The organism is Pseudomonas fluorescens (assembly GCF_902498195.1).
GTDB lineage: Bacteria > Pseudomonadota > Gammaproteobacteria > Pseudomonadales > Pseudomonadaceae > Aquipseudomonas > Aquipseudomonas fluorescens_BU.
Genome location: NZ_CABVIY010000001.1, coordinates 342,167 through 355,342 on the forward strand (window position 1 = coordinate 342,167; position 13,176 = coordinate 355,342).

The following is a 13,176-nucleotide window of genomic DNA, read 5'->3' on the forward strand; positions in this document are numbered from 1 at the left end:
GAACGCCCCGGCATCTGACACAGCACAGTCCCTGTGGGAGCGGGCTTGCTCGCGAAGGCAGTGTCTCGGCTACATCCCTGTTGCCTGACACACCGCCTTCGCGAGCAAGCCCGCTCCCACACTGTTTAGCTGCGGTAAACCGGGAAGTCGCTGCACATCGCCGCGGCTTGTTGCGCAACCCGGGCTTCGACATCGGCATCGCCCAGGTGGTCGAGGATGTCGCAGATCCATCCTGCCAGTTCGATGCTCTGGGCCTCCTTGAAACCGCGACTGGTGATGGCCGGTGTGCCGAGGCGCAGGCCGGAGGTCACGAAGGGCGATTGCGGGTCGTTGGGCACGGCGTTCTTGTTCACGGTGATGCCGGCGCGTCCGAGGGCTGCGTCGGCGTCCTTGCCGGTCAGGCCCTGGCGAATCAGGCTGACCAGGAACAGATGATTGTCGGTGCCGCCGGACACCACGTCATAGCCGCGCTCGACAAAGACCCGCGCCATGGCCTGGGCATTGCGGATTACCTGCGCCTGATAGGTCTTGAAGGCCGGCTCCAGGGCCTCTTTGAAGCACACGGCCTTGGCAGCGATCACGTGCATCAGCGGACCGCCCTGGCCGCCGGGGAACACGGCGGCGTTGAGCTTTTTCTCCAGTTCCGCGTTGGCCCTGGCCAGGATCAACCCGCCACGCGGGCCGCGCAGGGTCTTGTGGGTCGTGGTGGTGACCACATCGGCAAACGGAATCGGGTTCGGGTACAGACCGGTCGCCACCAGCCCGGCGACGTGGGCCATGTCGACGAACAGGTACGCGCCGACCTTGTCCGCGATCTGCCGGAAGCGCGGGAAGTCGAGGGTTTTCGAATACGCGGAGAACCCGGCGATGATCATCTTCGGCTGATGCTCGACGGCCAGGCGCTCGACTTCGTCGTAGTCGATCAGCCCGGTTGTGGTGTCGATGCCGTACTGCACGGCGTTGTAGAGCTTGCCGGAAAAACTCACCCTGGCGCCGTGGGTCAGGTGGCCGCCGTGCGCCAGGCTCATGCCCAGCACAGTGTCCCCGGCTTGCAGCAACGCCAGGTAAACCGCAGCGTTGGCCTGGCTGCCGGAGTGCGGCTGGACGTTGGCGTAATCGGCGCCGAACAGCTGTTTTGCGCGATCAATCGCCAGTTGCTCGACCACGTCGACGTGCTCGCAGCCGCCGTAATAGCGCTTGCCCGGATAGCCTTCGGCGTACTTGTTGGTCAAACCGCTGCCTTGGGCCTGCATCACCCGTCGGCTGGTGTAGTTTTCCGAGGCGATCAGCTCGATATGGTGTTCTTGCCGTGCATCCTCGGCGTTTATCGCTGCCAGCAGTTCGTCGTCGTAGCCTTGGATCTGGTCGTGCTTGCTGAACATGGTGAATCCCCTTGGTTGATCTTGTTTACCAGAGATAGCAAGGGCAGTGCCAGGGTGTGTTTTTTGTTTATAAACAGTGACTTATGTTTGAGGATGGATGATTGGCGTGGTGGGTGTGTATTTAAATCAATACAGGCGCGCGGCCAAACACCGTGAATAGGCCGTGGGGGAGGGGTGTGTTGTTTTTATTACGTTGTATTGATTGCAAGACGGCTTAAACGAGTTCCAGCAGAAAACCACTGTAGGAGCGAGCCTGCTCGCGAAGAGGGAGTGTCAGTTGCCACCATTATTGGCTGACACACCGCTTTCGCGAGCAGGCTCGCTCCTACAGTGATTGGGTGTTGAGTCCGCGATAGGAGGCTTACGATTTGTTGGGAATGCCGTACTTGCGCAGCCGGATCGCAATGGCGCTATGGGATGTCTGCAACCTCGCCGCCAGCAACCGGCTGGACGGATAGCTGCGGTACAGCTGCTCTAAAAGGTTCTTTTCAAAATCGCCGACCGCGTCTTCCAGGCTGCCCACCTCGCCGTCGTTCTTGCGTTCCACCGCCGTGCGCGCAATGTCCAGGTCACCGATATCCACCAGTGGATTTTCGCAAATCGCCGCCGCACGAAAAATCACGTTTTGCAGTTGCCGCACATTGCCCGGCCAGCGGTTGCCCAGCAGGGCGGGAAAGGTGCTCGGCGCCAGGCGGCACACCGGTCGCTGGATCTGCGCGCAGGCGTGCTGCATGAAGTGCTGGGCCATCAGCAAAATGTCATGGCCACGCTCGCGCAGTGGCGGCACCTGAAGGTTGAGCACGTTGAGGCGGTAGAACAGGTCTTCGCGAAAATGCCCTTCGCCGACCATTTTTTCCAGGTCGCGGTGGGTGGCGCTGAGGATTCGCACGTTGACCTTCACTTCGCGATCACCGCCGACCCGACGGAAGCAGCCATCGCTCAGGAAACGCAGCAACTTGGCTTGCAGGTAGGGCGACATTTCCCCCACCTCATCGAGAAACACTGTGCCCCCATCGGCCAGCTCCAGCAGGCCGAGCTTGCCGCCGCGCTGCGCGCCGGTGAAGGCGCCGGGGGCGTAGCCGAACAGTTCGCTCTCGGCCAGGCTCTCGGGCAGCGCCGCGCAGTTCAGCGCCAGGAACGGCGCGTCATGGCGGCCGCTGATGGCATGGCAGGCGCGGGCCACCAGTTCCTTGCCGGTGCCGGTTTCGCCCTGGATCAGCAGCGGCGCATCGAGCGCGGCCACCCGTTGCGCCCGGGCCTTGAGCGCACGGATCGGCGGCGATTCGCCCAGCAATGCGTCGAAGCCTTCGGCGTGATCATGGTGCAGCGCCGACAGGCGCTCGCCGATGCGGTTGGGTTGATACAGGGTGAGCAGCGCGCCGGCCTCGGTGATCGGCATGGCGTCGAGCAGCAGGGTATGCCCGCCCAGGTTGACCTCGCGCATGGGCAGGCGAAAGCCGTGCTCGATCAGCGCGGGCTGCAAGTCCGGATCATCGAACAGCGCGCCCAGCGATTCGCCGGCCGGCTCACGACCGCACAGGGCGATCAACGCCGGATTGGCCAGCAGCACGTGACCGCGAACATCCACCGCCAGCACCGGGTCGGAACTGGCGGCGAGCAAGGCATCGAGTTGCAGGCGCCGGCGCTGCCCCGGAAGGATGTCGACCAGGGTCACCGCTTGCACGCCTTTGACTTCAAGAAGCGCCTCGCGCAATTCCTCCAGCACGTCGGCGCCGAGGGTCGGGGCATCGATGTAGACGTTGGGCGGCACCATCTCGACGGCGTCCAGGTTGAAGCTGCGTCGACCGAGCAACGCCAGGACTTCCTGGGTGATGCCGACGCGGTCGATGAAGGTGACGTGGATGCGCATAAGTGGCCCGAAAAAGTTGTGAAGCGCAGAGGAGTATGTCGAATTCGCCGAGCGCCGTCGTCAGGGCTTTTGCGCTGTCGACGGTTGACGCGAACAGGCCGCCAGGTCCTCAAGGAATGCCTGGAGAATCGGCGGCGGCGCCGTGCCACGACGGGTGATCACGTCGAATGGCGACGCCAGTTGCAGACTCATCGGCCCAAGCTGGTGCATCTCGCCGGTCTTGATCCACTGCGCGGCGAAATGCGCCGGCAGAAAGCCCAGGTACGCGCCGGAGATGATCAGGATCGCCAGGGCCTCGATGTTGTCGACGGTGGCGGCGGCCTTGCTGACACCCAAATGTTCCAGGTCGTATTGCTGCATGTAACCGCGCACGACGATGCGACTGGTGCTGATTTCTTCGAGCAGTTCATCGCCCTCGGCCTGGCTGCCGAACAGCGGGTGCCGCCGCCCGCAATACAGCCCCAGGGCTTCCTGATACAGCGGCGAATGCAGCAGGCCCGGCACGTGGATCGGGAAGTGCCCGATGGCCAGGTGCAAGCGGCCGTCGAGCACCCGTTCTTCCAGTTCGGCGGGTTCACCGACGTAGACGCTGAGGTGCACATCGTGCCCGCGCGAGACGAAGCGCTGGGTGGTGCGCGGGATCGGCGAATCGGGGTCGGTGATGGTGGTGTCGATGATCCCCAGGTTGAGCTTGCCGCTGATGTGCTGCTTGAGCACGTCGGCGTCCATGCAGAAGGTCTCCACCGCCGAGAGCAGGCGCTGGGTGGCTTCATGGATCGCCACCCCTTGCTCGGTCAGGCGAAAGCCGCTGCGCCCGCGCTGGCAGAGCTTGACCCCGAGCCGGGTTTCCAGATGGGTCATCTGTTCGCTGATGGTCGACTGGCCAGCGTTCAGCGCCGCCTGCGCGGCAGAGAAACCGCCGCAGCGGACAATTGTGGCAAACACCCGAAGCAACTTCAGGTCGACATCGTGCAGTTGAATCACCTGGAACCTCCTGCCTGTGGATGCATCGGTAATGCCGATATGAGTATCTGATGTTTAGCATTTTTTCCACGAAAAGCTGCGCCCATAGTCTCTTCAACGGCGGTCGCCTTGCAGTCCGCCAAGCCGATAACAAGAAGTGGAGAGGCTTGAAATGTCGAACAACGGTTATGAATCCGGTCGCCTGAACCTGCCATTCGTGGGGCATTGCACCTTCGGCAAATCCCCGGTGTGCACCGACTGGGATGCGCTGGACGCGGACGTGGCGGTGCTCGGCGTGCCCAACGACATGGGCACCCAATGGCGCTCCGGCGCACGCTTCGGGCCACGGGGCATCCGCGAGGCCTCGACGCTGTTTTCCTTCGGCCATGCCGGCGCCTACGACCACGAAGATGACGTGATGTACCTGACCGCCGCCGACGTGCGCATGGTCGATGTGGGGGACGCCGACATCGTCCACACCGACATGGTCACCAGTAACCAAAACACGGAATACGCGGTGCGCAAGATCCTCGACGCCGGCGTGATGCCGGTGGTGCTCGGCGGCGATCACTCGGTGCACGCGCCGGTGATCAAGGCCTTCGAAGGGCGCGGCCCGATCCACATCATCCACTTCGATGCGCACCTGGACTTCGTCGACGAGCGCCACGGCGTGCGCTACGGCCACGGCAACCCGCTGCGCCGTGCCTCGGAAATGAACCACATCGTCGGCATGACCCAGATGGGCATCCGCAACGTGTCGTCGTCCAACCGCGACGACTATGAAGCCGCCCACGCGGCCGGCTCGAAAATCCTCTCGGTGCGCGACGTGCGCCGGCTTGGTGTCGACGGGGTGCTGGCGCTGATCCCGCAGAACATCAACTACTACATCACCATCGACATCGACGGTTTCGACCCGTCCATCGCCCCCGGCACCGGCACCCCCAGCCACGGCGGCTTCCTCTACTACGAAGTGCTGGAGATCATCCAGGCGCTGGCCAAGCGCAGCCAGGGCAACATCGTCGGCATGGACCTGGTGGAGGTGGCACCGGTCTACGACCCGACCGGCATGACCTCGATCCTCGCCGCGCAGCTGCTGCTCAACAGCATCGGTTTCATCTTCCACGAGCGCGCCCAGGCGCGGCAGTCCATCCACGAAGCCACCCCGGCCTGAGGAGATGAAAATGGACACGATCGTCAAAAGCTACCTGCAGAAATACGGCGTCAGCGAAGCCACCCAGACCTTCCTCGGCAAGGTGCAGAAAATGTTCATCGGCGGGGCCTGGGTCGAGGCCAGCGATGGCCAGGTTTCCGAAGTGATCGAACCGTCGACCGAAGGCCTGATCACCCGCATTCCCATGGGCACCGTCGAGGATCTGGATCGCGCCGTGCAAGCCGCCCGCGCACAGTTCGATGGCGGTGCCTGGCGCCAGGCCAAACCGGCTGAACGCGAACGCCTGATTCAGCGTCTGGCCGACCTGATCGAAGAAAACGCCGAGGAACTGGCGCAAATCGAATCGATCGACATGGGCAAGTCCGTCGCCTTCGCCAAGGATGTCGACATCCAGGGCACCGTCGACACCCTGCGTTACTTCGCCGGTTGGGCGACCAAGCTCCACGGGCGCACCGTCGAACCTTCGCTGCCGGGCAATTACCTGGCCTATACGCGCAAGGAAGCGGTGGGCGTGGTCGGTGCCATCGTGCCGTGGAATTTCCCGCTGCAAACCATGGCCTGGAAACTCGGCGCGGCGCTGGCCACCGGTTGCACCGTGGTGGTCAAGCCGGCCGAACTGACCTCGCTGTCGGCCTTGCGGTTTGCCGAACTGGTGCAAGAAGCCGGCATCCCCGACGGCGTGATCAACATCGTCACCGGGCGCGGCAGCGTGGTCGGTGCGGCCATGGCGACCCATCCCGGCATCGACAAACTGACCTTCACCGGCTCGACCCCGGTGGGCCGCACCGTCGGCCGCGCCGCGCTGGACGAAATGAAGCGACTAACCCTGGAACTCGGAGGAAAATCACCGGTAATCGTGCTGGCCGATGCGGACATCCCGGCCGCCGCGCAAGCGGTCGCCAATGGCGTGTTCTTCAACTCGGGGCAGGTGTGCGACGCCGGTACGCGGGCCTATGTGCATCGCAGCGTCTACGACGAGTTCCTGCGCGAGTTGGTCGCCTACACCCGCACGCTGAAGATCGCGCCAGGGCTGGACCCGGACTGCTTCATCGGTCCGCTGGTGTCGGCCCAGCAGAAGCAGCGCGTGACCGAATACATCGAGACCGGCAAGCGCGAAGGCGCCGAACTGGTCTACGGCGGGCAACCTGTGGAAGGGCCGGGTTTCTTCGTCGAGCCGACCATCTTCGCCCATTGCCACAACGACATGCGCATCGTCCAGGAAGAGATCTTCGGCCCGGTGCTGGTGACCGCGCCCTTCGACGATGAAGAACAGGCCCTGGCCCTGGCCAACGACTCGGACTACGGCCTGGCGGCAGCCCTGTACTCCAACGACCTGGGCAAGGTGCACAGCCTGATTCCACGGTTGAAAGCGGGCTCGGTCTACGTCAACGCCCACGGCACCCTCGACCCGTCGATGCCGTTCGGTGGCTACAAGCAGTCCGGTTTCGGCAAGGACCTGGGCGCCGAGCAGCTTGATTACCTGCTCGAAACCAAGGCGGTGTGGATCACATTGCCCGGCTGACGCAATTTCCCTGTGGGAGCGGCGTTCAAAAAATGAATGCGGTTATCTCGTCATGATCTTCCAAGAACAAGAGTCCATCATGAACATAGACGCCAAGCCTGCTGCGAACGTATCCATCCTCGACGACAAATCCGTGGTCGAGAGTCATTCCATCGACTTCATCCCGGAGAGCGAGCGCACCGACAAACTGTCGAGCCAGGGCCCGTTCTGGTTTCTCGGCAACTTCACCTTCTTCACCATGACCATCGGCTTCGTCGGCCCGAGCGTCGGCCTGACCGCGCTCTGGACCACGCTGGCCGGTACGCTGGGCATCATGTTCGGCACGCTGTTCATGGCCTTTCACGGTTCGCAAGGGCCGCACCTGGGCCTGCCGCAGATGATCCAGTCCCGGGCGCAGTTCGGCTATCGCGGGGTGATCCTGGTGTTGCTGGCGACACTGTTCGTGTTCGCCGGTTTCAACATCGTCAACCTGGTGTTGATGATGCAGGGGCTGCACACGCTGTTCGGGTTCAACCCCGCGGTGATCGCGGTGGCGGTGACCATTCCGGCGGCGGTGCTGGCGATCCTCGGCCATGACTGGATGCACCGCAGCTTCAAATGGGCGTTGTACCTGTCGCTGCCGCTGTACGGCCTGGTGACCCTGGCGGTGGTGATGGGCTGGGTGCCCGATGCCGTCCTGCCGCCACTGGCGGAAGGCGAAGTGGCCCCGGCGCCGTTGGGCTTCAACTGGACCGGCTTCATCGCGCAGTTTGCGGCGGCGGCCAGTTACAACATCGCCTACGCGCCGTATGTGTCCGACTACTCGCGTTACCTGCCGAAAAACACCTCCAGCGGCAAGCTGATCGCGGTGGTGTTCCTGGGGGCTTCGTTGTCCGGTGCGTGGATGATTTCCGTCGGCGGCTGGCTCGCCGACCACCTGCACTCCACCGACGTGCTGGTGGCGCTGGGGCAAGTGGGCAACACCGTGTCGCCGCTGATGGGCACGGCGGTGGTGGTCATTACCATCCTGGCGTTCCTGCCGGTGATCGCGATGAACATCTACAGCGCCAAGCTGACCACGCTGACCTGCGTCGATTCCATCAAGCACATCGAGCCGACCCGCAAGGCGCGCATCCTCGCGATCGGTTTCGTGATCCTGCTGCAACTGGGCGTGGCCCTGAGTATCCAGAGTTCCGGCAAGGGCCTGTCGGTGCTCGGCATCTATCTGGTGGTGATGCTGTACTTCCTGGTGCCCTGGACCTCGGTCAACCTCACCGACTACTTCTTCGTGCGCAAGGGCCGCTACGCCATCCCGCACTTCTTCATGCCCCACGGCAACCTCTACGGCAACTGGGGCCTGCGAGGCATCGCCGCGTACGCCATCGGCTTCATCTCGATGATCCCGTTCTTCTACATCTACGACGGCGTCGAACAGCGCGAGGTGTATGTCGGCCCGCTGGCCAAGGCACTGGGCAGCATCGACATCGCCTGGCTGGTCGGGCTGATCGTCTCGGGGCTGGCGTACTACTGGCTGAGCCGCTCGATTGATCTCAAGCGCGAAGAAACCGTGATCCAGCACATCGAAAAAACCTGCCCGCAATACACCACCGGCGACTCGCTCAGCGTGTTCAACGACTCGGCGGTCCGGAGATAAATCATGACCAAGCAAAAATACGACTACATCATCATCGGCGCAGGCTCGGCGGGTTGTGTGCTGGCCAACCGCCTGAGCGAAGACCCGTCCACGTCTGTGCTGGTGCTGGAATTCGGCGGCAGTGACCGCAGTGTGGTGATCCAGATGCCCAGTGCGTTCTCGATCCCGATGAACACCAAAAAGTACAACTGGCGCTACGAAACCGAGCCGGAAACCTGGCTCGACGGCCGGCGCATTCACTGCCCGCGCGGCAAGGTGCTGGGTGGCTCGTCGTCGATCAACGGCCTGGTCTACATCCGTGGCCACGCCTATGACTTCGACGAATGGGAAACCCTCGGCGCCCAGGGCTGGGGCTATAAAAACTGCCTGCCGTATTTCAAGCGGGCCGAGAGTTACGAGTCGGGGGGTGACAGTTATCGCGGGCAAACCGGGCCGCTGCACACCACCAACGGCAACCACATGAAAAATCCGCTGTACGGCGCCTGGGTCGAAGCCGGCGCCGAAGCGGGCTACATCAAGACCGACGACTGCAACGGCTTCATGCAGGAAGGTTTCGGCGCGATGCACATGACTGTGAAAAACGGCGTGCGCTGCTCGACCGCCAATGCCTACCTGCGCCCGGCCATGGGTCGCCCGAACCTGACCGTGATCACCCACGCCATGACCCGCCAGGTCATCCTCGAAGGCAAGCGCGCGGTGGGCATCCGCTATGACCACGATGGCCAGACCCACGAGGTGTATTGCAACCGCGAAGTGCTGATTTCGTCCGGCCCCATCGGCTCGCCGCACCTGCTGCAACGCTCCGGCATCGGCCCGGCCGAGGTCCTGCGCAAAGCCGGGATCGAGGTGCGCCATGACCTGCCGGGGGTAGGGGAGAACCTGCAGGATCACGCCGAGGTGTATATCCAGTTCGGTTGCAAGGAACCGGTGACGCTCAACAGCAAAATGGACCCGCTGAGCAAGTTGCTGATCGGCCTGCGCTGGTTGTTGTTCAAGGACGGCCTGGGCGCCACCAACCACTTCGAGGCCGGCGGGTTCATCCGCTCCGACAAGGGCCTGCGCTGGCCCGATATCCAGTTCCACTTCCTGCCGGCGGCCATGCGTTACGACGGCAACAAACCGATCAAGGGCCATGGCTTCATGGTGCTCACAGGTCCCAACAAACCGAAAAGCCGTGGCTATGTGCGGGTGCGCTCGGCTGATCCCTATGAGCACCCGGAAATCCGCTTCAACTACCTGCAACGCGAGGAAGACCGCGAAGGCTTCCGCCGCTGCATCCGCCTGACCCGCGAGATCATCGGCCAGAAAGCCATGGACCGCTTCCGCGACGGCGAAATCGCCCCGGGTCCGCTGGTGCAAACCGATGCGGAAATCGATGCCTTCGTCCGTGCGAACCTGGAAAGCACCTATCACCCCTGTGGTTCGTGCCGCATGGGCGAGGACGACAGGGCGGTGGTGGATTCCGAGTTGCGGGTGCATGGCATTGCCGGGCTGCGGGTGATCGACTCCTCGGTGTTCCCGACCGAACCGAACGGCAACCTCAATGCACCGACCATCATGCTGGCCGAACGCGCGTCGGACCTGGTGCGCGGGGTGGCGATGCTGCCAGCGTCGGAGGCGGCGGTGGGGTTGGTGGAGAATTGGGAGAACAGCCAGCGGTCGGCGTTGCCGGGGCGTAATGTGCGGGTTTGACGTGATCTCGCGGGCACCCCAATCCCCTGTGGGAGCGGGCTTGCCCGCGAAGGCGGCCTCACAGTCAACCTGGTTTCACGGACTCCCCCAGTCTCCTGTAGGAGCGAGCCTGCTCGCGATGGCTTCGTGTCAGGCGATGAATTTTTTGATGGTGTACATATCCATTGCTGCGGTAACGGCCACTTAGGGTTTCGCCCTTACGGCGACTTACTTTTTTTTCAAACCGAAACGCCAAAAAAAAGATAAGCAAAAAAAGGCTCGCCCCGAGCGTCCGGCCCCTCGCCAAGGCTCGGGGTTCCTTCGCTCCGGCATTCATCCGGGGGCATCGCCTCCGGTTTGCTTCGCTGCACCTCCTCTCGATGTGTGCGGCTGCGCCGCACGGCGCTACGCGCCTTCCCCCCGGATGAACGCCTCCACTCAGCCTGCCGAAGGGGCGGGTGGATCAAGATCAAAAGCAGCCGAGGCGAGCTGACACTCGAGCTGACGGTTGGCACGGTTCCCTGTAGGAGCTGCCGCAGGCTGCGATCTTTTTCTTTGCTAGGCTCTAAATCCCCTACACCGCAATGGAGCACCCCCATGCCCATCCAGGCCCTGCGCGCCGACGCTTCCCACATCGAAAAAATCGCCCCGTTGTTCGACGCTTATCGCGGCTTCTACGGCCAGCCTTCGAACCTGCCGCAATCCCGTGCCTTCATCGCCGAGCGCCTGGCCCGGGACGAGTCGGTGATTTTCCTGGCCGAGGAGGCCAGCGGCGAAACCCTCGGTTTTGTGCAGATGTTCCCGACGTTTTCCTCCATCGACGCGCACCGCACCTGGCTGCTGGGCGACTTGTTCACCACGCCCGCCGCCCGGGGCAAAGGCGTCGGGACCTTGCTGATGAGCACCGCCCGGGACTTTGCGCGGCTGATGGGCGCCAAGGGCATGACCCTGGAAACCGCCACCGACAACGCCAGCGCGCAGCGGCTGTATGAGTCTCTGGGTTGGGTGCGTGATGCCGGCTACTACACCTACTGCCTGGATTTGAAACAGGACTGAGTTCAATGAAGTGGCAGCCTCGGCGAGGCTGCCACCCCGGGGCTAGTTAGGCGCTGGAAGGGTGATGCCTTCCTTCTCCAGGTCTTCGCGAACCGACTGGAATTTCTGGTACTTGGAAATTTCGATCGGACCGTCGTAGCTCATGCTTTGCAGTTTGCGTGGAGGGTACTGGACGTAGGTTTTCATCAGTTTGGTAATCGCCGCGCTGATGGGCACCATTGTCCAGGTGTGCTCGGTGTAGTTGTTCATGAAAACGTCATAGCGCTCCTGCGGATCCTGCAGCAGGTCGAACACCTGCGGCACCGTCGCGACATACTTGGTCGGGCCTTTCCAGCCCTGGTTGGAGTCGACGGCCAGGCCACCGGTCGCGGCGCCGTTGTCGCCCCTGAGGTTGAACACCGCTTTGTAGTTGCCGACACGGGCAGCGCCGGGCGACAGTTCGTTTTCGGTGAAGTAGAACCATTCCTTACGCGGGTCCGGGCCCGTACCCAGCAGCACCGGGGTCATGTCGTAGCTGTCGAAGATGATCGGTTTGCCTTCACGGTCCTTGTCCGGCAGTTTGATGCCGGCCACCGAGGCGAACGTCGCCATCAGGTCCAGCCCGCCCATGATGTCGTGGTTCTTGGTATTGGGCTTGATCTTGCCCGGCCAGGACATGATCGCCGGCACCCGGTTGCCGCCTTCGCGCACCGTGCCTTTGGTGCCCCGGAAGGGCGTGTAGCCGGCGTCGGGGTAGACGTCTTGCCAGGCGCCGTTGTCGGTGGTGTAAACCACCAGGGTGTTTTTATCCAGGCCCAGCGCTTTGAGCTTGTCCATGATGCGCCCGATGCGGGTGTCGAGTTCAACGATGGAGTCGGCGTACTTGGTCTTGGAGATCGACTTGAGGACGAACTCCGGTGCCGGCATGTTCGGCTGGTGCACCTTCATGAAGTTGACGTTGATGAAGAACGGTTTGCTGGATTTTGCCGCGGTGTCGAGAAATTCCATCGTGGCTTTTTCGACGTAGTTGTCGAAGAACGGGATACCGACCACACCGGGCTTGCCATCCACCACGGGCGTGTCGACGTACTGGCCGTTGATCTTGAAGTCCTCGACCGGTTTTTCCCCGGCCTTGGCCGACAAGGCGCCGCGCGTCACCTTGGTGAACATCGCCCGTGTCTCGTCATCCATGTCCGGGAACCAGGTCGGGTCCGCGTAGGTGTAGGCGTTCAGGTGATACAGGCCGACGTACTTCATGACGTCGTAACCCTGGGCGTTGGGCAGGGCGTAGTCGTCCTCGCCCAGGTGCCACTTGCCGGTGAAGTAAGTTTCATAGCCGCCGGTTTTCAGCACGGACGCCAGGGTCCATTCCGCCGCCGGCAAGCCGCCACCCTGGCCCTGGAAGGCCACCGTGGTCATGCCGCTGCGGTTGGGGATGCGCCCGGTCTGCATCGCGGCCCGGCCCGGTGTGCAGCTGGGTTGGGCGTAGAAGGAATAGAAGGTGGTGCCTTCGGCGGCGAGTTCGTCGATGCGCGGCGTTTGCATCCCGCGACCCACGCCGCCGCCATAAGGCCCCAGGTCACCGTAGCCGGTGTCGTCGGAAACGATGAACAGAATATTGGGTTTTTCTGTCTGTGCTGCCTGGGCAATGCCGTTGAGGGCCATGACCAATGAACATGCCACATAGAACCTGGTGCGATGCGAGAGCCTATTCATACCCGGTTTCCTTTCTCAAGAGTTGATCGTAGTTGCCGGACCACCCAACCCTGCGTCTGGAGCGTTCAAGGAAACCTTCCAATGAAGCAATAGACTTCCTGTTGACTGTCAACGCAGTCGTGAAAGGTTAGTTGACATATCCTGCGTGGCGCGGGCGAAACCCGTGGAATAGACGTCGTTCGTCGATTTTTTTGTAGTGGCTGTGCAACGCCG

9 protein-coding genes are annotated in these 13,176 nt (G+C 62.7%); 5 read left to right on the top strand and 4 right to left on the bottom strand.

Translation table 11 applies throughout. The features are described from left to right. Nucleotides 1–125: 125 nt before the first annotated feature. From glyA to F8N66_RS01555, 3 genes are all read right to left on the bottom strand, one after another. A complete protein-coding gene (glyA, locus tag F8N66_RS01545; protein WP_150768494.1) occupies nucleotides 126–1,382 on the bottom strand; it encodes a serine hydroxymethyltransferase in 1,257 nt (418 codons plus the stop codon). Nucleotides 1,383–1,743: 361 nt separating this feature from the next. Continuing rightward, nucleotides 1,744–3,252, bottom strand: coding sequence for a sigma-54-dependent transcriptional regulator (locus F8N66_RS01550; protein ID WP_150768495.1), 1,509 nt, complete (start codon nucleotides 3,250–3,252; stop codon nucleotides 1,744–1,746). A 60-nt stretch (nucleotides 3,253–3,312) separates the two neighbouring features. Further along, nucleotides 3,313–4,236 (bottom strand): LysR family transcriptional regulator, encoded by a 924-nt coding sequence (locus F8N66_RS01555; RefSeq protein WP_150768496.1) that lies wholly within the window; start codon nucleotides 4,234–4,236, stop codon nucleotides 3,313–3,315. A gap of 151 nt (nucleotides 4,237–4,387) precedes the next feature. Between F8N66_RS01555 and speB the strand changes: the two genes are divergently transcribed. The 5 genes from speB to F8N66_RS01580 all read left to right on the top strand — a co-directional run bounded on the left by speB (nucleotide 4,388) and on the right by F8N66_RS01580 (nucleotide 11,268). Then, nucleotides 4,388–5,386: an agmatinase gene (speB, locus tag F8N66_RS01560; protein WP_150768497.1), complete on the top strand. Its 999-nt coding sequence runs from the start codon at nucleotides 4,388–4,390 to the stop codon at nucleotides 5,384–5,386. Nucleotides 5,387–5,396: 10 nt separating this feature from the next. Continuing rightward, nucleotides 5,397–6,908 carry an aldehyde dehydrogenase family protein gene (locus tag F8N66_RS01565; RefSeq protein WP_150768498.1) on the top strand — a complete coding sequence of 504 codons (1,512 nt, stop codon included), beginning with the start codon at nucleotides 5,397–5,399 and terminating at the stop codon, nucleotides 6,906–6,908. Nucleotides 6,909–6,987: 79 nt separating this feature from the next. After that, entirely contained in the window at nucleotides 6,988–8,541 is a 1,554-nt protein-coding gene (locus F8N66_RS01570) for a purine-cytosine permease family protein (RefSeq protein ID WP_150768499.1), read from the top strand. Between the two features lie 3 nt (nucleotides 8,542–8,544). Beyond that, nucleotides 8,545–10,233, top strand: a complete 1,689-nt coding sequence (betA, locus tag F8N66_RS01575) for a choline dehydrogenase (RefSeq protein ID WP_150768500.1) — start codon at nucleotides 8,545–8,547, stop codon at nucleotides 10,231–10,233. A gap of 576 nt (nucleotides 10,234–10,809) precedes the next feature. Next, nucleotides 10,810–11,268 (top strand): GNAT family N-acetyltransferase, encoded by a 459-nt coding sequence (locus F8N66_RS01580; protein ID WP_150768501.1) that lies wholly within the window; start codon nucleotides 10,810–10,812, stop codon nucleotides 11,266–11,268. Between the two features lie 42 nt (nucleotides 11,269–11,310). Here the strand turns inward: F8N66_RS01580 and F8N66_RS01585 are convergent, their stop codons facing one another. Then, nucleotides 11,311–12,963, bottom strand: coding sequence for an arylsulfatase (locus F8N66_RS01585; protein ID WP_150768502.1), 1,653 nt, complete (start codon nucleotides 12,961–12,963; stop codon nucleotides 11,311–11,313). Nucleotides 12,964–13,176 lie beyond the last annotated feature (213 nt).

What these genes read in the sequence shown, in the direction of transcription:
- glyA (WP_150768494.1), bottom strand. Translation starts at nt 1,382, where the DNA reads ATGTTCAGCAAGCACGACCAGATCCAAGGCTACGACGACGAACTGCTG.
- F8N66_RS01550 (WP_150768495.1), bottom strand. Translation starts at nt 3,252, where the DNA reads ATGCGCATCCACGTCACCTTCATCGACCGCGTCGGCATCACCCAGGAA.
- speB (WP_150768497.1), top strand. Translation starts at nt 4,388, where the DNA reads ATGTCGAACAACGGTTATGAATCCGGTCGCCTGAACCTGCCATTCGTG.
- F8N66_RS01565 (WP_150768498.1), top strand. Translation starts at nt 5,397, where the DNA reads ATGGACACGATCGTCAAAAGCTACCTGCAGAAATACGGCGTCAGCGAA.
- F8N66_RS01570 (WP_150768499.1), top strand. Translation starts at nt 6,988, where the DNA reads ATGAACATAGACGCCAAGCCTGCTGCGAACGTATCCATCCTCGACGAC.
- betA (WP_150768500.1), top strand. Translation starts at nt 8,545, where the DNA reads ATGACCAAGCAAAAATACGACTACATCATCATCGGCGCAGGCTCGGCG.
- F8N66_RS01580 (WP_150768501.1), top strand. Translation starts at nt 10,810, where the DNA reads ATGCCCATCCAGGCCCTGCGCGCCGACGCTTCCCACATCGAAAAAATC.
- F8N66_RS01585 (WP_150768502.1), bottom strand. Translation starts at nt 12,963, where the DNA reads ATGAATAGGCTCTCGCATCGCACCAGGTTCTATGTGGCATGTTCATTG.